The organism is Halopseudomonas sp. (assembly GCF_038130085.1).
Lineage (GTDB): Bacteria > Pseudomonadota > Gammaproteobacteria > Pseudomonadales > Pseudomonadaceae > Halopseudomonas.
The window spans coordinates 47,445-71,163 of the sequence record NZ_JAYPMU010000005.1 but is presented as its reverse complement, the minus strand read 5'-3'; the positions used below and the strand labels follow the sequence as shown (position 1 = coordinate 71,163).

The window sequence follows — 23,719 nt, the reverse complement described above, 5'->3', positions numbered from 1 at the left end:
ACGTTTTCTTTTGCGAAGTTGCTATGAGGGACGCTGGCTCAAATGCGGCGGCGCGTAAATTTATTCTGTGGGGTAGGTAAGAATGTGCGGTATTTTTGGCTTTGCGGATCCCGGAACCGAAGCTAGCGAGCAGGTATGCTCAGTGATTTTGGAATATGGGTTTTCGGCAATTGGGCCACGTGGGCCTGATAGTCGGGGACTTTTCAAAGTCGATTTAGGTGGGCAATCTTACGCTATGGCCCATACGCGCTTGGCGGTTATAGATCTCTCGCCCTTGGGACGACAGCCTATGACATCTCCGGATTCAAACTGGTGTATGTCGTACAATGGCGAGATTTATAACTACTTAGAGGTTCGCGAGGAGTTGAAGGGGGCTGGTTGGTCGTTCTCTAGTGATAGTGATAGCGAAGTTTTTCTAAAAGCTTGGTGTGAATGGGGGCTTGAAAGTCTTCACAAACTAAACGGAATGTTTGCTGCTAGTTTTCTAGACCTTTTGAGTGGAGATATTTGGCTGGTAAGAGATCGTTACGGAGTAAAGCCGTTGTACTGGTCTCATGTGAGCGGAGGGGGTATGGCTTTCTCCTCATCTCCGGCCCTGCTGGCAAAAGGATTATCGGCCCCTGTTAATGTAGGCTATTGTGCTCGTGGTGCACGATATAAGGTATTTGAGGTTGACGGGGAGGATTCGCCTTTTGAGGGGGTTAGCTCTGTGGGTGCGGGTTGTTGGGTTCGTTATCAGCCGGGCTCTTTAGAGGCTACTATTGTCAATGGTAAATGGTATGACTTGGCTGAGGCGGTCTCGAAAAAAGAGGCGCAGATTAAAGTAAAGAGTGATGATGAAGTTTTGGAAGAGTGTAGATACATTCTAGAGAATGCTATTGCTATTCGTACACGTTCTGATGTTCCTGTGGCTGTTTCACTCAGTGGCGGGCTCGATTCTACAACAGTCGCTGCTTACGCTTCGAAGAAAATTGAAAATCTTGTTGGGTTTAACTACGGATCCCCGTTTGCAACGTCCTCTGAAGGTCCGCTAGTTTCGTCGTTTTCGGATAATGTAGGGATTCGTGCGCGGTACATTTGGCCTAATTTTAGTTCAAATGATCTTGATGATTTGTTGGAGTCAACATTGACGGCACAACAAGCACCGTTTGTTGGTATGAGTGTATTGGCTCAACACCAAGTTTTTAAAGAAGTCAGGGCGGAGGGAGTTAAAGTCTTGCTGGGTGGCCAAGGTGGTGATGAAATATTTGCGGGTTACCGTAAATTTTTTATAGTGGCTGCTTTGAGCGCAATTCGACAAAGGGATGTCCGAGGCGTCATGAGTCTGTTGTCCTCTTTAGCTGTAATGCTGATTCATGAGGTCAGGCAGTACAAGGTTTATTTGCAGGCTCTGGGGCGATACTCCAACAGAGATAAAGTGGCTTTTAATATCCTGTCTTGGGATGTTTGTTCGCTGGATTTGTGGGGAGGAGGGGAGCGCACACTTTCAAGTAGGCAGATCGAAGATGTTCAAAATTTTAGTATTCCCACGCTTCTCAGATACGAAGATCGAAACTCTATGGGCAACGGTGTTGAATCAAGGTTGCCGTTTATGGATTACAGGCTAGTAGAGTTTGCGCTTGCGCTACCAGCGAAGTTTAAATTGGCCAACGGATATGGGAAGTGGATCGTTCGTAAGGTCACTGCGGGCCTGGTATCTGATGATGTTAGGCTCAATAGAATGAAAAGAGGGTTTGATGTAACTCAATCTTGGATCAATGATGGTCTTGGCGAAAGCTTGCGAGCAAGAATAAGCAGTAACCGTCATCTGCTAGATATTTATCTGAAGGAGGGTGTCAATCTTAACCGCTTTATGACTGGCGAGGCTATGTCTAGAGATAGAAATGTTTTAGACGAACTTTTAATGCTGGCTTGGTTAGTTGATCCGTATCGCTTGCCCTCCGCTGGAACGGAGGAGTCGTGAAAAGAATATGTCACTTATCGTCCGCGCATAAGGGTTTGGATGTGCGCATTTTTTACAAGGAGTGCGTTACTCTATCCAAAGAGGGTTATGATACTAACCTTGTTATATCTGCGACTTTGGACGATGTGGAAGTTGCAAGTCGATATGGTGTTAAGGTTCATCCGTTGCCGTTCAAAGGCCGTAGTAGAGTCAAGCGGATGTTTTTTCATACTCTGAATTGTTATCGCTTGGCTCGAAAGATTGATGCGGATATTTATCATATTCATGATCCTGAATTGATTCCCGTCGCCTGTGTTTTGTCCGCTTTAGGTAAAGCTGTCATTTATGATGTCCACGAGGACTTGCCATTAGATGTCCTCTCCAAAGGTTGGATACCTAGATTCTTGCGGGGCTTCATTGCTAGCGCGTCTAAATCTTTGGAATGGCTTGCGTCAAAGTATTTTGTTGACGTTGTGGCCGCAACGCCAGCGATACTGAATAGGTTTAAGCTATACAATCATAACGCTGTTAATGTTAATAATTATCCGTTACTTTCCGAGTTTTGTGGGCCGGGTTTGACTTGGGCGGATAAGCTTTCTCAGGTGTGTTATGTCGGCGGTATTGGTGAGTCTCGCGGAGCGATGCAAGTCGTCAAAGCTATGGAGATTGCAGAGTCAGGTGCTGTCCTTAAGTTAGCTGGCAATTTTTCTGATCCCATTATTGAGGCTGAGGTTCGTAAATTGTCCGGTTGGGCTCTCGTGGACTATCTTGGTTGGTTGGGCAGGAGTGAGGTTTCTTCGGTGCTCCAAAGCTCCTTTGCTGGATTGGTGACCCTACATCCATTACCAAACTACATTGATTCTTTGCCGGTTAAAATGTTTGAGTATATGGGGGCAGGGATTCCGGTTATTGCTTCAGATTTTCCGCTCTGGAAGGAGATTATTGAAGATAATGAATGTGGGTTGTGTGTAAATCCATTGGATCCTATGTCGATCTCGAAGGCGATTGATTTTCTGTATTCTAATCCTGCAGATGCTGAGCGAATGGGTTTGAATGGCTATAATTTGATTTTAAGTAAATATAATTGGAGTGTAGAGGGGCGTAAACTGGTCTTGTTTTATAGAGGGATTGAATCTCGTATGCGTACTGCGTGATTTTTTATTGGCTTTCGTGTTTTCTGGTTTTTAGGGGTCTCCTTGGCTAAAGTAGTATGGATTGTTAATCAGTATGGGTCCACTCCTGAAGTTGGTATGGGCGGGAGGCATTATTACCTTGCGCGCGAACTTGCTAGGCGCGGAGTTAGGGTTTATTTGATTGTTGCTGGTTATCATCATCTTATGAGGATTAAGCCGAAAGTTGATGAGGCCTTTAAAGTTGAAGAGGTTTCTGACCGATTTTCTGTTGTTTGGGTCCGGGTGCCAACCTATTTAGGGGCGCGTAGCAAACAGCGTGTTCTTAATTGGTTTTTATTTGCTTGGAGGGTAAGGGGGGCTGCCAGTGTCATCCCTGATAGACCAGACTCAATTTTGTGCTCATCTCCTTCTCCTTTCGCCTTTTTAATGTCTCGGGCTTTATCTAAAAAATTCTCGGCTCGTCTTTTATTTGAGGTTAGAGATATCTGGCCGCTTACTCTTACTGAAATCGGGGGGCATGGAAAGAGCCATCCTCTGATTTGGTTGATGCAATGGGTTGAGAAGAAGGCGTACAGGGAATCTCATGTCGTAATTTCTAATCTTGAAAATGCTGTTCAGCACATGGAAGCACATGGCCTTGCTAAAGAAAAATTTTGTTGGATTCCTAACGGATTCTCGCTTGAAGAGGCTGAGTGTGTCTCACCTCTTGATGTCGCTATTCATAGTAAGATTCCAAAAGGCAAGTTTGTCGTAGGCTATGCTGGTACTTTAGGCGTCGCGAACGCGCTTGATACTCTTATCGATGCCGCAAAAGAGTTAGCCAGCGTTGAAGGTCTGGTTTTTGTTCTCGTAGGAGGGGGGGAGGAAGCTCTTCGCCTTAAAGAAAAGGCGGCTTGCTATGACTTGAAAAATGTAATTTTTCTTGATCGCGTGGCTAAAGAGAATGTTTACAGCGTATTAGAGATTTTTGATGTTTGTTTCATTGGGTGGAAGGCCGAGAAGCTATATCGTTTTGGAATAGCTGCAAATAAAATACCTGAGTATATGTTTTCTGGAAAGCCTGTTCTTCATGCGTATGGAGGCGGTTGTGATCCTATACACCGTTACGGCGCCGGAGTCGTTGTTGCGCCAGAAGATGTTACGGATTTAGTTCGTGGTGTACTACAGCTGTATCGAATGTCTGACGAAGAGCGCATGAGAATGGGAGCTAATGGCCGCAAAGCAGCTCTAAAATATTATGAGTACGGGGAGTTGGCAGAAAGGCTATTAGGGGTGCTTTAGAAATGATGCATCGACTTTTCGATTTAATAGTGACGCTTACGCTTTTAATTTTGTTGTTTCCGGTTTTAATACTTGTTGGCTTTCAGGTTCGTCGCAAGATGGGTTCTCCAGTGCTATTTCGGCAGGTACGCCCCGGCCTTCACGGCCAGCCGTTCGAGATGATCAAGTTTCGCACCATGAAAGATGCTCTGGATGCTGCCGGTAACCCGTTGCCTGATGCCGAGCGCTTAACGCCCTTTGGGCAGTTTTTGCGTTCTTCCAGCCTGGATGAATTGCCGGAATTGTGGAACGTGCTTAAAGGCGATATGAGTCTCGTGGGGCCACGGCCGCTGCTGATGGAATATTTGCCACTGTATTCGGCCGAGCAGGCGCGGCGACATGAGGTGCGGCCTGGGGTAACTGGCTGGGCCCAGGTGAACGGTCGCAATGCGTTGAGCTGGGAAGAGAAGTTCAAGCTGGACGTTTGGTACGTGGATAACCGTTCGCTCTGGCTGGATATCAAGGTGTTGTTTCTTACCGTAAAAAAGGTACTGGTGCGTGATGGCATCAGTGCGGAAGGAGAGGCCACCATGTCGAAGTTCACTGGGAGCGACTCGTGAAGCACCTTGCGGTGCTGGGTGCCAGCGGTCACGGAAAGGTAATTGCCGATTGTGCCGAACTCTGTGGCTGGGAGCAGGTCAGCTTCTTTGATGATCGCTGGCCGGAGCTGACAGTTAACGGTCGGTGGCCTGTTATCGGCGGCACCAATCAGCTCATAGAGAGCCTTTCGCAGTTTCAGGGCGTCGTTGTGGGGATTGGCAACAACGGTATTCGTTTGACCAAGCTGCAACAGTTACTCGATGCCGGGGCGCAGGTGCCTGTTTTGCAACACCCTTCGGCCCAAGTTAGCCGTTATGCGCGCATTGGTTGCGGCTCGGTTGTGTTCGCCGGCGCAGTGATTAACGCTGGCAGCGAACTAGGCAAGGGCGTCATCATCAACTCGGGCGCCACCGTCGACCACGACTGCGTGCTGGGCGATGGCGTGCATATCAGCCCGGGTGCCAATCTCGCGGGCGGCGTTGTTGTCGCAGAGCGCAGTTGGATAGGTATTGGTGCCAGTGTTCGACAACTGGTTCGGATTGGTAGTGATGTCGTTGTTGGCGCTGGTGCTGCTGTCGTTGCTGATACTGCCGATGCTGTGACCCTTCTTGGCGTTCCTGCACGACCCCGCTGAATGTTTTGTCGCCATACAGTAAGTGCTGTGTGGTCCGTCTTTTAAGGGCTTTTATTGATGCTTAACACCCCGTTTTCTCCCTGGCCGTCGTTCACCTCAGAAGAAGCCGACGCGCTGCAGGCGGTGCTCTTGTCCAACAAGGTCAATTATTGGACCGGGCAGGAGGGGCGTGAGTTCGAGAAGAAGTTCGCTGCCTGGGCCGATTGCAATCATGCCATTGCGCTGTCCAACGGTACTCAGGCGCTAGACCTTGCGCTGAAAGGACTGGGCATCGGACCGGGTGACGAGGTGATTGTAACGCCGCGCACCTTTTTGGCTTCGGCCTCTAGCATTGTCACCGCAGGTGCCGTGCCGGTTTTTGCGGATGTGGACCGTGACTCGCAGAACATCACTGCCGAGACCATTGCCGCTGTGCTGAGCGAACGCACCAGAGCAATCATCTGTGTGCATCTGGCGGGTTGGCCGTGCGATATGGACCCGATCATGGCGTTGGCGGCCAAGCATGGTCTCTTCGTGATTGAGGATTGTGCGCAGGCGCATGGGGCGCGTTACAAGGGGCGCTCGGTTGGCTCTATTGGGCATGTGGGCGCGTGGTCGTTCTGTCAGGACAAGATCATGACCACCGGCGGTGAAGGCGGTATGGTGACGACCAACGACCGTGAACTGTGGTCGCGCATGTGGTCTTACAAGGATCACGGCAAGAGCTGGGAGGCGGTATACGAGCGTGAGCATCCGCCGGGGTTCCGCTGGCTGCATGAGAGCTTTGGCACCAACTGGCGTATGACCGAGCTGCAGGCTGTGATTGGCCGCATTCAGCTGCGGCGTATGGCCGACTGGACGGCGGCTCGCACCCGCCACGCGGAGCGTATCTGGGATACCTGCCGCGCATTTGATGTTGTGCGCGTACCTGCATTCCCCGCCGATTGTGTGCATGCCCATTACAAGTGTTACGTTCAGGTGGTGCCGGATAAGCTGGCTGCTGGTTGGACGCGTGACCGTATCATCGAGGCGATTGTGGCCGAGGGCGTGCCTTGTTTTCAGGGGTCTTGTTCCGAGGTCTATCTGGAAAAAGCGTTTGACGACACTGGCTGGCGGCCGTCTGAGCGTTTGCCGGTGGCGCGTGAGCTGGGTGAGACTAGCCTGATGTTTCTGGTGCATCCGACGCTGACTGAGGCGGAAATGAACAAAACCTGTGCAGTGATTGAGCAAGTGCTGGTGCAAGCAGGGCACAGCTGATCGGCCTTGAGCGCCCGTTTTAGAGCAGCCTCCGTTTGATGGTGCCGTCTTGATGACGTTGGGGTGGTGCCGATCTTGCTTGGTGGATGTTGTGGGGGACGCTCGGGCACAGCACGCGGTGCCCCACGGTTTGATGAATCTGATCTGACAGGAGTGACTGTGAAGGTTTCCAAGGCTGTTTTACCCGTAGCGGGGCTTGGCACACGGTTTTTGCCGGCCAGCAAGGCGATCCCCAAGGAAATGGTCACGGTGGTGGACAAGCCGGTGGTGCAATACGTGGTGGAAGAAGCTTTGGCTGCGGGCATCAACGAGATTGTGCTGGTGACCCATGCAAGCAAGAAGGCGATCGAAGATCACTTCGATGTCAACTACGAGCTTGAGGCTGAGTTGGCGCGCCGGGGCAAGGATGCGCTACTCAAGGTGCTGCGTGAGATTGCTCCGCCTGAGCTGAAGGTGACAGCGGTTCGCCAAGGGCGGGCGCTGGGGCTTGGACATGCAGTAGCCTGCGCGCGGCCGGTGGTAGGTGACGAGCCCTTTGCGGTGTTGCTGCCGGATGTGCTGGTTGAGCAGGCGGGTGAGCAACCTGACCTGGCGTTGATGGCGGGGCGCTTTGCTGAGAGCGGCCAAGCGCAGGTGATGGTCGAGCCGGTGCAGTGGGAGCAGGTGCATCAGTACGGTGTGGTGGATCTGGGCGGCGTTGAGCTGAAGCAGGGTAAGCATGCGGCAATGCAGCAGGTGGTGGAGAAACCTCCACGTGCAGAGGCGCCGTCCAACCTGGCGATTGTTGGACGCTATGTGCTGCCGGGGCGAATTTTTGAGCTGCTGGCCAGCACTGCACCCGGTGCTGGCGGTGAGATTCAGCTGACCGACGCCATCGCGGCGTTGATGCAGCAGGGCGGGGCAGAGGCTTATCGCATGCGCGGCCGCTCGTACGACTGCGGCAGCAAGCTGGGCTATCTGGAGGCGACACTGGCCTACGGCAGTCGCCACCCCGAGCTGGGTGACGATTTCAAAGGATTGTTGGCGCGCTACGCTCAGTGAGCGGGCGGGCTGAGGATAGGCACCATGCAGGTTGATGTTTACGGTGACACGCTGTGCGCACTGGTCAGCGCAACAGCGTTGGCTTCGACCGGTAACCAGGTGCTGCTGCACCTGCCGCCGGGCAATCATGCCCAGCAGTTGAATCGGGGCGAGTGCCCGTTCCGCGAGCCGGGGCTGGCGGAGTTGATGGAAGAGCAGCGCAAGGTAGGCCGTTTGCAACTGGCCCCGCTGGCAGAGCGTCCGCAGGCCGGCAGCCGGGTGGTCTGGCTGGCGTTGAGTCCTGACATGCTGAGCGAGGCGCGTGAGCTGATTGCAGACTTGCCGGAACGCTGCGTGCGCCGCTGGCTGGTGGTGAATCAGTCGACCTTTGCCGTCGGTAGCAGTGAGGTATTGCAGCAGGTGTTGCTCGATTGTGACCCCGCGCCGGCCGATCCGGGGGCGGTGGTTAGCCTGCCGGACCTATTGACTGAAGGTAATGCACTGCAGAGCTTCATGCGTGCCGACAGTTGGCTGCTGGGCGCCGACGCTGATTGGGCTCGCCAACTGGTGACCGAGCTGCTGCGGCCGTTTAACCGTCGCCGCGATGCGATCATGCCGATGCGTCCGCGTGAGGCGGAGTTCACCAAGCTGGCGATCACCGGCATGCTGGCCACCCGCTTGAGTTATATGAACGACATGGCCAATCTGGCCGACAGTCTGGATGTGGACATCGAGCAGGTGCGCCAGGGCATGGGTGCAGACCGGCGGATTGGCGATGCCTATCTTTACCCCGGCTGTGGCTTCGGCGGCCTCAGTTTCTCCCGTGATGTGATGAGCCTGGCGTCGACGCTGGAAGGCAGCGGCATGGCGGCGCAGCTACTGGATGAAGTTCTGAACATCAACGAGCGCCAGAAAGAGGTGCTGTTTCGCAAGTTGTGGCGCCACTACGGTACTGACCTGCGTGGCCGCAAGGTGGCGCTTTGGGGGGTGGCATTCAAACCGGAGTCATCGCGTATCAACAATGCACCGGCGCTAAAGCTGATGGAGGCATTGTGGGCTCAGGGGGTTGAGGTACATGTGCATGACCCGCGTGCGCTGGGCGCGCTGGCCGAATGGGCTGGGGAGCGGGAGGATCTGGTGCTGCATCAGGACCCCTACGCTGCCACAGCTGGTGCTGATGCGCTGATGCTGGTGACCGAGTGGAAGGCCTACTGGAGCCCCGACCTGATTCGGCTCAAGGAGTTGATGGCATCGCCGTTGCTGCTCGACGGGCGTAACGTCTGGGACCCCGCCTTCATGAAGCAGAATGGTTTTGCGTATTATGGCATAGGACGGCGATGAACATGGATACCCGATTACCCCAGAAGGCCGCTTGGCGCGCTCTGGTGGACCATGCCGAGCAGTTACGTGGCACACATTTGGCGGATCTGTTCGCTGCTGACGCCCAGCGTTTTTCCACGCTGCATCGCGAGTTTGGTCCGATCCTGTTTGATTTCTCCAAGCAGCGGGTCGTTGCCGACACCTTACCGCTGTTGTTTGAATTGGCGGCTGAGCAAGGCCTGACAGAGCGCATGAGTGAACTGTTTAGTGGCGCTCCGGTGAACGTCAGTGAAGGCCGTGCGGCCATGCACTGGGCACTGCGGCTGCCAGCTGAGCGCGAGTGCCTGCTCGAAGGTGAGGATGTGAACCAGCAGATCCAGGCGCAGTTGCAGCGTATGGAAGACATCGTGCGCAAGGTGCGTGGCGGGCAGTGGCGTGGCGTCACTGGCGAGATCATCACTGATGTGGTGAACATTGGCGTCGGCGGCTCAGACCTTGGCCCGTTGATGGTGACCGAAGCGCTGACCGATTGGCGTTTGTCTACTGAGTCACCGTTGCGTGTGCATTTTGCCTCGACCATGGATGGCAGCCAGGTATCGCAGCTGCTGGGTGGTCTGAATCCCCACGCGACGCTGTTCATCATTTCTTCCAAGTCGTTTTCCACCATCGATACCTTGAGTAACGCGGCGACTGCACGCGGCTGGCTGGAACGCGAGCTGGGTGACTTGCCGGGACTGTTGCGCTGTCACTTCGTCGGCGTGTCGGCCGCGGCAGAGCGCATGACCGAGTGGGGGATTGATCCGGCCAATCAGCTTGCGCTGTGGGATTGGGTCGGCGGGCGGTTCTCTCTGTGGTCGGCCATTGGCCTGCCAATTGCGCTGGCGATTGGTATGCCTGCTTTTGGTGAGCTGCTGACCGGTGCCCATGAGATGGATGAGCACTTCCGTCAGGCGCCGTGGGAAGACAACCTGCCGGTGCTAATGGGGCTGATCGGAATTTGGAATACCAACATGCTGGGCATTAATGCCCACGCGGTATTGCCCTATGACGGCCGCTTGAAGGAGCTACCCAACTATCTGGAACAGCTCGAAATGGAGTCAAATGGCAAGAGCGTTAATCTGGCCGGTGAGACGGTCGATTACGCCACCTGCCCGATTGTTTGGGGCACCATTGGCCCGAACGCGCAGCACGCGTTCTACCAATTGCTGCATCAGGGCACCGAGGCGGTGACCTGTGACTTTATTGTGCCTGCGCGCCGTTATCAGGAGGCGCAGCATGGTGAGGCTGCCGCTGAGCTGCTGGCCCAGCATGAACTGGCTTTGGCTAATTGCCTGGCACAGTCACGGCTGTTGGCTCTAGGGGATGCCGCTGTTCCGGATGCGGACAGTCTGCCGCGCAACCGCCGCTACCGCGGCAACCAGCCGAGCTCCACTTTGTTGCTGGATGAACTCACGCCACGGAGTCTGGGCGCGCTGATTGCCCTCTATGAGCACAAGGTGTTCGTGCAGTCGGTGATTTGGGAGATCAACCCGTTTGACCAGTGGGGCGTAGAGATGGGCAAGCGTATCGCGGTTGATGCGCTGGCGCAGATTCGTGGCGGAAATACGGTGCCAGCCGAGCTGGATTCCTCCAGTGCTGGGCTGCTGGCGCGGATCCTGATTCGCCCGACCTAGGTTCGTACGTTCGTAGGGTAGCAGGGCCACAGCGTGCTGTGACCGTCTCAGTTCGGGACCGCACGTATCCTGACGCGACATCGCCCCCCAACGCGCTGAGATTACGACGGCCCGCTGATCTACCTCGCCATGCCGTTCGTTAATAGACAGGTGGTGGTTATTCTCACTTATTCAGCGCGTATGCTTCTGTTATCTCCGGTGGGGAACAAAATTAACAGAACTGTATCGGTTAGTGGCTCGGTGCTATCGCCTATACTTGCGTGCAGTTGGCTAGTCGGAGAGCTAGATGTTCAAGGAAAGACTGATTGGATTGAGCCACGCTCAAAAGCGCTCAATTCAGATTTTTGCAGATGTGGTTCTGATCTGGGTGGCGCTGTGGCTGGCGCTGTATCTGCGTCTGGGCGGCGAAGAGAACTGGCTCGTACCGACCCCTGATCAGCGCTGGCTTTTTGTTATGGCCCCGGTTTTGGCACTGCCCATCTACATTCGCATGGGAATGTATCGTGCGGTGATGCGCTATTTCGGCAGTCAGGCACTGTTGTGTATTTTCAAGGCCGTCACTCTCTCGTTTGCGGCGTTGGTGATGGTTGTTCTGGCGGCCCGCGACGGTGGGTGGGATGTCCTGTTTCCGCGTTCTGCGATGGTTTCCTACTGGTGGATTTCGCTGCTATTGATCGGTGGCCTGCGGCTTGCTGCCCGCGAGTATTTTATGGGCGACTGGTTGATGGGGATGGCTCCTGCGCCAGAACAGTCCAAAACCGAGCACGAGGCTGGTGTGCCCGTGGCTATTTTTGGCGCAGGTGCGGCGGGGAACCAACTGTTGGCGTCGCTGCGGCTTGGGCGCATGTATAAACCGAAGGCGTTCATTGATGACGACCCGGGCCTTAGCGGCCGCTTCATCGGTGGTTTGCCGGTCTATTCCACCAAGCACATGGCGACGCTGCTTGCCGACGCCGACATCCGCGAAGTATTGCTGGCGGTACCGTCTGCATCCCGTGCTACCCGTCAGCAGATTTTGCTGCGCCTCGCGGGTTTTCATGTACACGTGCGCAGTATTCCAGGCTTCATGGATATCGCCAGCGGCAAGGTGAAGGTAGACGACCTGCAGGAGGTGGATATCGCGGACCTGCTTGGGCGTGACCCGGTGGCACCGGTCGATCAGTTGCTGGATTTCTGCATTCGCGATCAGGTGGTGATGGTGACTGGCGCGGGTGGCTCAATTGGCAGCGAGTTGTGCAGGCAGATTGTCAATGCCGGCCCCACGACACTAGTGCTGTTTGAGCACAACGAGTATGGCCTCTACGCGATTCATGCTGAATTACAGGGCTGGATACGGGCGCAGAGCCTGAATATTGAACTAATCCCGATTCTCGGGTCGGTACGTAACAGCGGCCGATTGGCAGACGCGATGTCGGCTTGGAAGGTCAACACGGTTTACCACGCTGCTGCTTACAAACACGTGCCGATGGTAGAGCACAACGTTGCTGAAGGCATCATGAATAACGTGTTTGGCACCCTCAAGGTAGCCCAGGCGGCGATTCGCTGTGGGGTGCAGAACTTTGTGTTGATTTCCACCGACAAGGCGGTGCGGCCGACCAATGTGATGGGCGCGACCAAACGCCTGGCTGAGATGGTGCTGCAGGCGCTGAGCGCGGAAGCGGCCCCTAATCTTTGGGGAGACGACGCCAGTGTGCGTGTGGTCAACCGCACCCGCTTTACCATGGTGCGTTTTGGTAACGTGCTTGGTTCCTCCGGCTCGGTTATTCCGCTGTTTCGTTCGCAGATCAAGCGTGGTGGGCCAATTACCGTTACCCACCCGGACATTACCCGCTACTTCATGACCATTCCCGAAGCTGCGCAGCTAGTTGTGCAAGCGGGCTCTATGGGTAAAGGGGGTGATGTCTTTGTGCTGGACATGGGTGAGCCGGTGCGGATCGTGGAGTTGGCGCACAAGATGGTGATGCTATCGGGGTTAACTGTACGGGATGAAGTCGATCCTAATGGCGATATCGCGATCAATTTCACCGGGTTGCGTCCGGGCGAGAAGCTCTATGAGGAGCTATTGATCGGCGATAACCCGGAGCCGACGGCGCACCCGAAGATTCATCGTGCCAACGAAGAGTTCATCGACTGGGCTGCATTGCGTCAGCTGTTGAACCAGATGCATCAGGCTGTGCGGGACGACGCCTATGATCAGGTGCGCGAGCTGCTGCTGAGCACGGTGAGTGGTTATGAGCCTAGTAATGGGATTGTCGACCTGATCCACGAGCAGCGTACCCAGAGCTGACAGCTACTGTTGATCAAAGGCCGGGCTTATGCCCGGCCTTTTTGTTTACAGGGTACTGCCGAGTGGGGGCTGGGAGGGCCAAGTTCCAACTCGACCTTCCCGAGCAAGGGGATGCCTCAGTTATAGCCGTTCGGATTCTGCTGCTGCCAGCGCCAGGCATCCGCGCACATAGCATTCACGCCTCGCTCGGCTTTCCAATCGAGCTCGCGGGCGGCGAGGGTCGGGTCGGCGTAGCAGCTGCCGACGTCGCCGGGGCGGCGGTCGACGATCTGGTAGGCGAGGGTTTTGCCGCAGGCGCGCTCGAACGCGTGCAGCATGTCGAGCACCGAGTAGCCGCTACCGGTGCCTAGGTTGAATGCTGCCAGCCCTTGCTTGCGCGTTAGCCACTGCAGTGCCTTGACGTGGCCTTCGGCGAGATCCATCACGTGGATGTAATCGCGCACGCCTGTGCCGTCGTGGGTCTCGTAGTCACCACCGAACACGCTGAGGTGCTCACGGCGGCCAACGGCAACTTGGGCGATGTAGGGCAGCAGGTTATTGGGGATGCCGGCCGGGTCTTCGCCGATCTGGCCGCTGGGATGCGCTCCAACCGGGTTGAAGTAGCGCAGCAGCGCAAGGTTCCAGCTGGCGTCGCTGCGGTACAGGTCGCGCAGCATTTCCTCGATCATCAGCTTGGAACGGCCGTAGGGGTTGGTCGTACTGGTCGGGAAGTCTTCGGTGATCGGCAGGCTGGCCGGGTCACCGTACACGGTGGCGGAGGAGCTGAATACCAGATCACGCACGCCGGCGCTTTGCATTGCCTGCAGCAGGGATACCGCGCCGCTGACGTTGTTGTGGTAGTACATCAGCGGTTCGGCCACCGATTCGCCAACCGCTTTGAGGCCGGCAAAGTGAACCACCGCGTCGATCTGGTGCCGCGCAAACAGGGTGTTCAGTGCGGCGCCGTCGTTGACGTCGCCGGTGATGATTTCCAGTGTCTTGCCGGTTAGGCTCTGGACCCGGTTAAGGGCTTCGGGTGAGCTGTTGCTGAAGTTGTCCAGCACGATCACCCGGTAGCCGCATTCGAGCAGGCGCAGGCAGGTGTGGGAGCCGATGTAGCCGGCGCCGCCGGTGACCAGTACGGTTGAGGTCATGGTGTTACCTCGCTTGGCGGTGAGCAGTCGTGCGACTGCTCATGCTGAATGTTTGTTGCCGTTACTCTACGGTAACGGATTTGGCCAAATTACGCGGCTTGTCGACATCGGTGCCTTTGACCAGCGCGACGTGGTAGCTCAGCAGCTGCAGCGGCAGGGTGTAGATGATCGGCGAGATGCAGTCGTCTACCCATGGCAGGCTGACGTCACGAACTTCCGGGTCGGTACTTTGCTCGATGGTTTCGCAGGCGAAGTTGATCAGCTGGCCGCCGCGGGCGCGTACTTCTTCCAGATTGGACTTGAGCTTCTCCAGCAGGCTGTCGCTCGGTGCTACCGAGACTACCGGCATATCTTCATCCACCAGCGCCAGTGGGCCGTGCTTCAGCTCGCCAGCCGCGTAGGCTTCGGCGTGGATGTAGGAAATTTCCTTGAGCTTGAGCGCGCCTTCCATCGCGATGGGATAGTGCGGACCGCGGCCGAGGAACAGCGCGTGGTGCTTGTTGGCGAACTGCTCGGCCAGTGCAACGATGGCGGGTTCCAGCGCCAGTACCTGCTCGACGAGCGCCGGCAGGCCGCGCAATGCCTCGACGTTGCGGACGACGAACTCGTTGCGGCCTCGGGCCTGTGCCAGCGCAGTGGTCAACCACAGCAGCGACACCAGCTGGGTGGTGAAGGCTTTAGTTGACGCAACGCCAATTTCCGGGCCGGCGTGGGTCAGTAGGCGCCAGTCGGCCTCGCGGACCAGCGAGCTGCCGGCAACGTTACAGATGGCGAGGGTGGCCAGATAGCCCTGGTCCTTGGCGTAGCGCAGGGCGGCCAAGGTGTCGGCGGTTTCTCCAGACTGGGAAATGGTGATCAGCAGGGTGTTGGCCGGCACCACGACGGTGCGATAGCGGTATTCGCTGGCGACTTCGACCTGGCAGGGAATGCCGGCCTGCTCCTCGATCCAGTAGCGTGCGACCAGGCCTGCGTGGTAGCTGGTGCCGCAGGCGACAATGTGGATATTGGAGATATCGGCCAAGCGGGTTTCCGCCTCAGGGCCGAGGATCGCGGTCAGCACGTGATCGTCACCGAGGGTGCCGGCGAGAGTGTCGCTGATGGCCTGCGGTTGCTCGAAGATTTCCTTCAGCATGAAGTGGCGGTATTCGCCCTTATCCAGGCTGTGGGCTGCGTGCTCGTAGCGCACGACAGGGCGGTCTGCGGTATTTCCTGAGCGATCCCAGATATCACATTGGGTCTGGGTGACACGGGCGTAGTCGCCTTCTTCCATGTAACGGAAGCGGTCGGTGACCTGCAACAGCGCCAGTGGGTCGGATGCGAGGTAATGCTCGCCGCTGCCTTCGCCGATCACCAGCGGGCTGCCCATGCGTGAGCAGTACAGGGTGCTCGGCTCAGACTCGTGGACTACTGCCAGTGCGTAAGCGCCGTGAATATCGCCCAAGGTGTTGCGGAACGCGGTCAGCATGTCTCCGGTTTCAGCGAAGTGGTGTGCCAGCAGATGGGCGACGACTTCGGTGTCGGTTTCGGAGGTGAAGCTGTAGCCCAGATCCTGCAGCTGTTTGCGCAGCGGGGCGTGGTTTTCGATGATGCCGTTGTGCACTACCGCCAGGCCGTTGGACAGGTGCGGGTGCGCGTTGTGCTCTGCGGGCTTGCCGTGGGTTGCCCAGCGCGTGTGCGCGATGCCGAGGTGGCCGCAAACCGGTGTGGCCTTTAATGCGCTCTCGAGTTCGGCGACCTTGCCGACGGCGCGTACGCGCTGGATAGCGCCGTTTGCGTCCAGGACGGCGACACCTGCGGAATCATAGCCGCGATACTCGAGACGGCGCAGGCCTTCGAGCAGGATGGGAGTGATATCGCGCTGGGCGGTGGCGCCGACGATTCCGCACATGAGGGTGTCCTTGTTTCACAGGCAAAGGCGGCAGTTTAGCACTGTCGCCCAGCGGGTGGGTAACGTCTCAGGTGGGGCAGTAAGGATGTTTTGGGAGGGCCGAACTCACGCTCGGCCACGTGTTGGAGGGATAGTTCGGCTGGTCGAGCGGGTGCTCGACCTTTTCGAAGGGCAGCTACCGATCAGCGGCGGTCGAAGCGTTGAACCAGATCGACCTGACGCTGGGCGGTTTGCGCCAGCTCCCCGCTCAGTTCCGCGCTGCGACTGGCTTGGTCGGTGGTGTCGTCGGCAAGCATCGCGATGTTGGTGATGTTGCGGTTGATCTCTTCGGCTACGCTGCTTTGCTCTTCGGCCGCACTGGCAATCTGGCCGGCCATTTCGTTGATGCGGTCGATGGCCTGACGAATGCCTTCCAGCGCCTCGTCAGCCTCAATCACCTGCGCGACGCCACGCTCGGCCTGTTCGTTACCTGCTTGCATGGTATCGACCGTGGTCTGGGCGGCCTGCTGCAGGTTGGCGATCAGCTTGTGGATCTGTTCGGTTGACTCGGCGGTGCGGCTCGCCAGCGCGCGAACCTCGTCGGCAACCACCGCAAAGCCGCGGCCTTGCTCACCGGCGCGGGCGGCTTCGATGGCGGCGTTCAGGGCCAGCAAGTTGGTTTGCTCGGCGATGCCCTTGATCACGTCGACGACGGTGCCGATTTCGCGAGCATCAGATGCCAATTTGTTGGTGACGGTGCTGGCCGAGTCGACCGCACCGGACAGGTTCTCGATGGCAACGCGCGCGTTGCTGGCTAGCTTTTTGCCATGCACCGCAAGGTCGGCCGCATCGCGAGTCGCATCGGCGGTGCTTTGCACGTTGCCGGAGACCTGTAGGGTGGCAGCTGCCATCTGATTGATTGCGGTGGCGACCTGATCGGTTTCGAGGCGTTGTTTGGCCAGCCCTTCGCTGCTCAGGTGGGCAATGTTACTGGCGTCTTGGGCCTGATGCTTTAGCACCTCTGAGCTGTCAGTGATGCGAGTCAGGCAGGTTTGCAGGCTGGAGTGCTGACTGTGAATAGCCATTTCCAGCTGACCGAGAGCGCCGCGCAGCGGTGTATATAGCTGGGCGAGTACCGGGTCGGTGATGCTGTCGCCAGCAGTATGAATGATGCGGTGCAAACGGCTATCGATGGCCGCTTTGAAGGCCAGGCCCGCTGGCAGGCCAATCACTGCTGCTGCTACGGCGCCCGGCCAGCCGAACAGCGCACCAGCAGCGCCGCCGATCGCCATGGCGACGGCGGCTGGCGCCATGTACAGCATGCTGCCCGCGATATCGGATTTGACGACCTTGCCACCGCCGTTGACGCGCTTGTACAGCTCGCTGGCCCGCTCAATTTGGCCTTGGGTGGGTTTAACGCGAACGGACTCGTAACCGGTGATCTGGCCGTGCTCCCAGATCGGAGTGACATAGGCGTTGACCCAGTAATGGTCGCCATTTTTGCATCGGTTTTTGACGATGCCCATCCAGGCCTTGCCATCTTTCAGGTAGCTCCACATGTGCGCAAATATCGCTGGCGGCACGTCCGGATGGCGTACGAGATTGTGGGAGGTGCCTACCAGTTCTTCCCGGGAGAAGCCGCTGATGTCGACGAAGACATCGTTGCAGTAGGTGATCACGCCCTTTAGGTTGGTCGTGGAAATCAGTCGCTGATCCGCCGGAAAGGTGCGTTCACGCTGTGTTACGGGTTGATTGTTGCGCATCGGCGGATGTCCTTGAGCTGTTTTGCACAGACCGTTGTCTAAACTGGTGTATCGGCAGCGACTGCGATGGCTGAAGCCCTGCTCCGACTCTTTTGTGACGTTATTACCGGCGTCGTTTTTTGATCAGGGGTTGATGAATACCGTTGATCAGCGGCTTGCAACCAGGGCCGATTGCGATCCCGGCATCGCCCGGGGATCGCGCCATTGCTTCTGGCCCGCGAGAGGCCGCGCTGATTCGTGCGGCAGAGTATAGCAATCCATGCTGGCCGAGTGCTGGCGATAAGGAGGTATATCGCATGACCCTAGCCAATAGTCTAAGAACCCTTGACACGCTGGATGTCTCTGGCGAGCGCTATCAGTACCACTCGCTCAAGCGCGCGGCCGCCGAATTGAAAGGCATTGAACAACTTCCCAAGTCGCTCAAGGTGCTGCTGGAGAACCTGCTGCGTAACGAGGATGGCGAGACGGTCACGCTGGATGATATTCGGGCCATGAGCCAGTGGCTGGAACAGCGGCACTCGGACCGGGAAATTCAGTACCGTCCGGCGCGCGTGCTGATGCAGGACTTTACCGGGGTGCCTGCAGTTGTTGATCTGGCCGCCATGCGCGATGCGGTGGCGAGGGCTGGTGGGGACCCAGAGCAAATCAACCCGCTGTCGCCGGTTGATCTGGTGATCGACCACTCGGTGATGGTGGATCGGTTTGCCAGCGATTCGGCGTTTCACGATAACGTCGAGATTGAAATGCAGCGCAACGGCGAGCGCTACGCCTTTTTGCGCTGGGGACAGAAAGCCTTCCACAATTTTCGGGTGGTGCCGCCCGGCACCGGTATTTGCCATCAGGTTAACCTGGAATATCTGGCCCAGACGGTATGGGCCGCAGAGGTCGATGGTCAGCAGTGGGCCTGGCCGGACACCCTGGTTGGCACTGACTCGCACACCACGATGATCAACGGCCTGGGCGTATTGGGTTGGGGTGTCGGCGGTATCGAGGCCGAGGCGGCGATGCTCGGCCAGCCAGTGTCGATGCTCATCCCGGAAGTGATCGGTTTCAAACTGACTGGCAAGCTGCGCGAGGGAATTACCGCAACGGATCTGGTGCTGACGGTCACTCAGATGCTGCGCGGCAAGGGCGTTGTTGGCAAGTTTGTTGAGTTTTACGGCGACGGCCTCGCTGACCTGCAGCTGGCCGACCGTGCAACCATTGCCAACATGGCGCCGGAGTACGGTGCGACCTGTGGCTTCTTCCCTGTGGATGACGAAACCCTGCGTTATCTGCGCTTAAGCGGTCGCCCAGATGCGGTCGTAAAGCGCGTAGAGGCATACTGCAAGGCGCAGGGACTCTGGCGTGAGCCGGGCGATGAACCGGCCTTTACCGATAGCCTGCATTTGGATATGAGTACGGTTGAGGCGAGCCTGGCTGGCCCGCGTCGGCCTCAAGACCGGGTGGCATTGCCCGATGTGCCCGCAGCCTTTGACGAGCTGCTGGCGTTGCAAGTGACCCCGGCCGACAGTGAGCAGGCGCGACTGGAGAGCGAAGGCGGTTCGGGTACCGCCGTCGGTGGCCCGAACGCGCATGCTACGGTGATGCTGAACGGAGAGCAGCACAGCCTGGATCATGGCGCCGTAGTCATTGCGGCGATTACCTCTTGCACCAATACCTCCAATCCCAGTGTGATGATGGCCGCTGGTCTGGTGGCGAAAAAGGCAGTGGAGCGTGGGTTGCGGCGCAAGCCCTGGGTGAAGTCGTCGCTGGCTCCGGGCTCCAAGGTTGTGACTGATTATCTGGACAAGGCAGGGCTTACCGATTGCCTCGATGCGCTCGGCTTCAATCTGGTCGGCTACGGTTGCACCACCTGCATCGGTAACTCTGGTCCGCTGCCGGATGAGGTGGCCAAGGCTGTCAGTGAGCACGACCTGACCGTTTCCGCGGTGCTGTCCGGTAATCGTAACTTTGAGGGGCGGGTGCATCCGCAAGTGAAAGCCAACTGGTTGGCGTCGCCGCCGCTGGTGGTTGCCTACGCGCTGGCCGGCAGCATGCGAATCAATCTGCGCGAGGAGCCGCTGGGGCTGGACAAAGACAATCGCCCGGTGTTCCTCAAGGATATCTGGCCAAGCAATGCCGAGATCGCCGAGGCCGTTGCGCTGGTTGAGGACGAGATGTTCCGCAGCCGTTATGCCGATGTGTTTACCGGGGATGAGCACTGGCGCTCGATCAGCGTTAGTGAAGGCAAGACCTACGCCTGGGATGACGCCTCCACCTACGTGAAGAATCCGCCGTACTTTGACGCCATTGATCAACCGTTGAAGCCGTTGCAGCCAGTTAAGGGCGCACGGGTGCTGGCGGTATTCGGTGATTCCATTACCACTGACCACATCTCGCCTGCGGGCAATATCAAAGCCAGCTCACCGGCAGGCGAGTACCTGCAGTCGCTGGGAGTGCAGCCGGCTGACTTCAACTCGTACGGCTCTCGCCGCGGTAATCATGAGGTCATGATGCGTGGCACCTTCGCCAACATCCGGATCCGCAATCGGATGCTCGGTGGTGAAGAGGGCGGCGAGACGGTTCATGTACCGTCCGGCGAGCGCATGTCGATCTACGATGCAGCGATGCGTTACCAGAAAGAGGGCACACCGCTGGTGGTGCTTGCCGGCAAGGAGTACGGCACCGGGTCAAGCCGCGACTGGGCGGCGAAGGGGACCAACCTGCTCGGCGTGAAAGCGGTGTTGGCGGAGAGTTTTGAGCGGATTCATCGCTCCAATCTGGTCGGTATGGGCGTGCTGCCGTTGCAGTTTGTCGATGGGCAAGGCGTTGCTGATCTGAGTTTGACCGGTCATGAGCAGATCGAGATCACTGGCATCAGCGATGATCTCAAGCCGGGGCAGCGGTTGACGGTAGAGGCAATCACGGAAGAAGGCAGCTGCGTGCGCTTCGAGGTGCTGTGCCGGATCGACACCGTCAATGAGATTGCCTACTTCAAGGCGGGTGGCATTCTGCATCACGTGTTGCGCGAGATGCTTGAGTGACTTGATTAAACCGCTGAAAAAGAAAAACCCCTGACTCAAAGAGTCAGGGGTTTTGCTGTTGGTCGGAGCGACTGGAATCGAACCAGCGACCTTCTCGTCCCGAACGAGACGCGCTACCAGGCTGCGCTACGCTCCGTTGTGGCCGGCATTTTACCGAAAGTTTTTCATCGCACAAGAGGAAAACGAAAAAAAATCGACTGTTTTTCACAGGGTTAGTGCAACGCCTGCCAGATATTAGGGGTGTTGGCACTGGTCAGGCGCGGGTCATCGGCGGGCAGTTCAAGGCAGACACCGTGCATCGCGCGCAGCCAGCGCAGCGGACTGCGCATTCCGCTCAGCCAGGCCTCTTCCAGCGCCGGTAGCAGGCTGCAGGGGATCAGGCAGGGTAGTGGCTGTGGTTGCTCGCCAGTGCAGAAAAATAGCGGCCGGCCGGGATGGGCCTCGGCTTGTGTCAGCAATGTGAGCAGCAGCGGTTTATCGATCAGCGGCATATCGCATGGCAGCACCAGCAGCAGCTCGCCACGCGCCTGGCGCAGCCCGCTCAAGATGCCCGCCAGCGGCCCCGGGTAGTCGGTAGACGCGTCGCAGACCAGCTGATCGGCCCACTGCTCATACTGATCGGTGTTGCGGTTGCAACTGATCAGCAGTTCGTCGGCTACAGTGCGCAGCAAGGCGCTTAGATGCGCGCTAACGGGGGCGCCCTGATAGGGCAACAAACCCTTGTCTGCGCCGCCTACGCGGCGGCCTTGGCCACCGGCCAGAAGCAGGGCGCTGATGCGGGGGGATGCGGACATGGATGGTGCTCCGGTTGCGGTGGTCTGTGTTATAACACCCGGCCTGTAGCGGACGAAAGCAGCGTCCCAGTTGATCGCCGTCCGGCTTTACCCGAATGCAAGGAACTCATCCATGAGCAGCTCCCCTGATACTCCCTTTGCCGCGCTTGGCATCGCCGTACTGACTGTCAGCGATACCCGCACCCTGGACACCGATACCTCCGGTCAGTTGCTGGCTGACAGCCTCACCACTGCCGGCCACCGCCTGGCCGATCGTCAGCTGCTGCCTGATGACCGCTACCAGATGCGCGCACTGGTTTCGGCCTGGATTGCCGATCCGGCAGTCGAGGTGGTGCTGATCACCGGTGGCACCGGTTTCACCGGCCGTGACAGTACGCCAGAGGCCATTGCGCCGCTGCTCGACAAGCAGGTCGACGGCTTTGGTGAACTGTTCCGTCAGGTGTCCTATGAGGATATTGGCACTTCCACGCTGCAGTCCCGAGCGCTGGCGGGCTTGGCTAACCGCACGCTGGTGGTCTGCATGCCCGGTTCTTCGAACGCCTGCCGCACGGCCTGGACACGGATTCTCGAAGCGCAGTTGGACAGCCGCACCCGTCCGTGCAATTTCGTGCAGCATCTGGGCAACCCGGACCAGGACGGCCGCCGCGCATGAGTTTGATGCCGGTTAGCGAGGCGTTGCAGCGGTTGCTCGCCAGTGCAGCGGGGCATGCTGCCCAGCCCGGTCGGACGCTGGCGCTGACCGAGGCGCTGGGGCAGGTTCTGGCGGAGCCAGTTCGTTCCGCCATGGATGTGCCGCCATGGGATAACAGCGCGATGGATGGCTATGCGTTGGCCAGTGCGGATCTGCCTCAAGCTCTGGCCGAGGGCCTGCAGGTTTCCCAGCGCATCACTGCAGGTGTTGCACCGGCGCCCTTGTTGCCGGGTAGTTGTGCGCGGATATTTACCGGCGCGCCGATGCCTGCGGGTGCCGATATGGTGCAGATGCAGGAGAACGTCGAGCTGTTGCCGGATGGGCGCGTGCGGCTATTGCAGGCGGCAGCAGCAGGAGACAACGTGCGGCGCCGCGCGCAAGACATTGCTGTTGGCGATGTGCTGCTGGCTGCCGGTACTCGGTTGCGGGCGCAAGATCTGGGCGTAGTTGCCTCGGTTGGTATCAATCAGGCAGCGGTGCGCACACCGCTGCGAGTGGCGGTGGTATCGACCGGCGACGAATTAGTCGAGCCGGGGCAACCCTTGAATCCGGGGCAGATCTACAACAGCAATCGCTTTACCTTGATCGGTTTGCTGCAGGGGTTGGGGCAGACCGTGGTCGATGCCGGCATTCTGCCGGACGATTTGACCGCGACGCGTGAGCGCCTGCAGCAGCTGGCCGAGCAGGCCGACGTGATCATTACCTCAGGCGGGGTGTCGGTCGGCGAGGCGGACTGCCTCGGTCAGGCGTTGCGTGAGGCGGGTGAGGTCGAGCTGTGGAAGCTGGCGATCAAGCCGGGCAAGCCCTTCACGCTGGGCCACTATGCCGGTGTGCCGGTATTGGGATTACCCGGCAACCCGGCTGCGACACTGGTAACGTTTTTGCTGCTGGTGCGCCCGTACTTGCTGGCACGGCTGGGGGCGGTGGATGTGGCCGCACCGGTCTACCGACTGCCGGCCGGATTTGCCTGGCTCCGCGCGGGTGGTCGGGAGGAATATCTGCGGGCACATGTCGACAACGGCGTGGTCATGTTGTCGGGCAACCAGAGTTCGGGCGTTCTCAGCACCGCCAGCCGCGCCAGCGGCTTGCTGCGGGTGCCGGCAGGGCGCACGTTCGAGGCCGGCGAGCAGGTCGAGTTTCTGCCGTTCTCCGGCCTGCTGGGCTAAGCGGGAAGGCCGAGGTCCCCCGCGGCCTTGTGCCTGCATGATGGTCTATCGGTCGAGCGTGAGCTCGGCCCTCCCGTTGAGTGATCTGCTCACGGCCGCTTTGAGAGCGACCCCCTTGATGCGTTAGATGAAAATCAGCGTTTCCAAAATGGATACGCTGAAGTGGTGTTTTAC

At 57.9% G+C, this 23,719-nt stretch carries 17 protein-coding genes and 1 tRNA gene; 13 read left to right on the top strand and 5 right to left on the bottom strand.

The window, feature by feature from the left end:
• Positions 1 to 82: 82 nt before the first annotated feature.
• The 10 genes from asnB to AAFM31_RS05545 all read left to right on the top strand — a co-directional run bounded on the left by asnB (position 83) and on the right by AAFM31_RS05545 (position 13,105).
• A complete protein-coding gene (gene asnB, locus AAFM31_RS05590; protein ID WP_341706917.1) occupies positions 83 to 1,963 on the top strand; it encodes an asparagine synthase (glutamine-hydrolyzing) in 1,881 nt (626 codons plus the stop codon).
• Positions 1,960 to 3,096 (top strand): glycosyltransferase family 4 protein, encoded by a 1,137-nt coding sequence (locus AAFM31_RS05585; RefSeq protein WP_371833014.1) that lies wholly within the window; start codon positions 1,960 to 1,962, stop codon positions 3,094 to 3,096. The genes asnB and AAFM31_RS05585 overlap by 4 nt, the downstream gene beginning before the upstream one ends.
• A 42-nt stretch (positions 3,097 to 3,138) precedes the next feature.
• Positions 3,139 to 4,356, top strand: a complete 1,218-nt coding sequence (locus AAFM31_RS05580; protein ID WP_341706915.1) for a glycosyltransferase family 4 protein — start codon at positions 3,139 to 3,141, stop codon at positions 4,354 to 4,356.
• 2 nt (positions 4,357 to 4,358) lie between these two features.
• Entirely contained in the window at positions 4,359 to 4,955 is a 597-nt protein-coding gene (locus AAFM31_RS05575; RefSeq protein ID WP_341706914.1) for a sugar transferase, read from the top strand.
• Positions 4,952 to 5,569, top strand: a complete 618-nt coding sequence (locus AAFM31_RS05570; RefSeq protein WP_341706913.1) for an acetyltransferase — start codon at positions 4,952 to 4,954, stop codon at positions 5,567 to 5,569. Before AAFM31_RS05575 ends, AAFM31_RS05570 begins: the two co-directional genes overlap by 4 nt.
• 57 nt (positions 5,570 to 5,626) lie before the next feature.
• Positions 5,627 to 6,805, top strand: coding sequence for a DegT/DnrJ/EryC1/StrS aminotransferase family protein (locus AAFM31_RS05565; RefSeq protein ID WP_341706912.1), 1,179 nt, complete (start codon positions 5,627 to 5,629; stop codon positions 6,803 to 6,805).
• A 159-nt stretch (positions 6,806 to 6,964) separates the two neighbouring features.
• The gene (gene galU, locus AAFM31_RS05560) at positions 6,965 to 7,846 is read left to right on the top strand and encodes a UTP--glucose-1-phosphate uridylyltransferase GalU (RefSeq protein WP_341706911.1); all 882 of its coding nucleotides are present in this window, start codon (positions 6,965 to 6,967) and stop codon (positions 7,844 to 7,846) included.
• A 24-nt stretch (positions 7,847 to 7,870) separates the two neighbouring features.
• The gene (locus AAFM31_RS05555; RefSeq protein WP_341706910.1) at positions 7,871 to 9,166 is read left to right on the top strand and encodes a nucleotide sugar dehydrogenase; all 1,296 of its coding nucleotides are present in this window, start codon (positions 7,871 to 7,873) and stop codon (positions 9,164 to 9,166) included.
• 2 nt (positions 9,167 to 9,168) lie between these two features.
• On the top strand, positions 9,169 to 10,818 hold the full coding sequence (gene pgi, locus AAFM31_RS05550) for a glucose-6-phosphate isomerase (protein ID WP_341706909.1): 1,650 nt from the start codon (positions 9,169 to 9,171) through the stop codon (positions 10,816 to 10,818).
• Positions 10,819 to 11,104: 286 nt separating this feature from the next.
• Complete coding sequence (locus tag AAFM31_RS05545; RefSeq protein WP_341706908.1) at positions 11,105 to 13,105, top strand: nucleoside-diphosphate sugar epimerase/dehydratase; 2,001 nt, start codon at positions 11,105 to 11,107, stop codon at positions 13,103 to 13,105.
• 116 nt (positions 13,106 to 13,221) lie between these two features.
• Here AAFM31_RS05545 and galE read toward each other — a convergent pair whose 3' ends face one another.
• The 3 genes from galE to AAFM31_RS05530 all read right to left on the bottom strand — a co-directional run bounded on the left by galE (position 13,222) and on the right by AAFM31_RS05530 (position 17,868).
• Positions 13,222 to 14,238 (bottom strand): UDP-glucose 4-epimerase GalE, encoded by a 1,017-nt coding sequence (galE, locus tag AAFM31_RS05540; protein WP_341706907.1) that lies wholly within the window; start codon positions 14,236 to 14,238, stop codon positions 13,222 to 13,224.
• A gap of 61 nt (positions 14,239 to 14,299) precedes the next feature.
• A complete protein-coding gene (gene glmS, locus AAFM31_RS05535; protein ID WP_341706906.1) occupies positions 14,300 to 16,126 on the bottom strand; it encodes a glutamine--fructose-6-phosphate transaminase (isomerizing) in 1,827 nt (608 codons plus the stop codon).
• Positions 16,127 to 16,308: 182 nt separating this feature from the next.
• Entirely contained in the window at positions 16,309 to 17,868 is a 1,560-nt protein-coding gene (locus AAFM31_RS05530) for a PAS domain-containing methyl-accepting chemotaxis protein (protein ID WP_341706905.1), read from the bottom strand.
• A 296-nt stretch (positions 17,869 to 18,164) separates the two neighbouring features.
• Between AAFM31_RS05530 and acnA the strand changes: the two genes are divergently transcribed.
• A complete protein-coding gene (gene acnA / locus AAFM31_RS05525) occupies positions 18,165 to 20,894 on the top strand; it encodes an aconitate hydratase AcnA (protein ID WP_341706904.1) in 2,730 nt (909 codons plus the stop codon).
• Between the two features lie 59 nt (positions 20,895 to 20,953).
• Here acnA and AAFM31_RS05520 read toward each other — a convergent pair.
• Both AAFM31_RS05520 and mobA read right to left on the bottom strand, forming a co-directional pair.
• A tRNA-Pro gene (locus AAFM31_RS05520) sits at positions 20,954 to 21,030 on the bottom strand.
• 76 nt (positions 21,031 to 21,106) lie between these two features.
• Positions 21,107 to 21,688: a molybdenum cofactor guanylyltransferase MobA gene (gene mobA / locus AAFM31_RS05515; protein ID WP_341706903.1), complete on the bottom strand. Its 582-nt coding sequence runs from the start codon at positions 21,686 to 21,688 to the stop codon at positions 21,107 to 21,109.
• A gap of 112 nt (positions 21,689 to 21,800) precedes the next feature.
• Here mobA and moaB point away from each other — a divergent pair, with 112 nt between their 5' ends.
• Both moaB and glp read left to right on the top strand, forming a co-directional pair.
• Positions 21,801 to 22,340 carry a molybdenum cofactor biosynthesis protein B gene (gene moaB / locus AAFM31_RS05510; RefSeq protein WP_341706902.1) on the top strand — a complete coding sequence of 180 codons (540 nt, stop codon included), beginning with the start codon at positions 21,801 to 21,803 and terminating at the stop codon, positions 22,338 to 22,340.
• Positions 22,337 to 23,545, top strand: coding sequence for a gephyrin-like molybdotransferase Glp (glp, locus tag AAFM31_RS05505; protein ID WP_341706901.1), 1,209 nt, complete (start codon positions 22,337 to 22,339; stop codon positions 23,543 to 23,545). Before moaB ends, glp begins: the two co-directional genes overlap by 4 nt.
• Positions 23,546 to 23,719 lie beyond the last annotated feature (174 nt).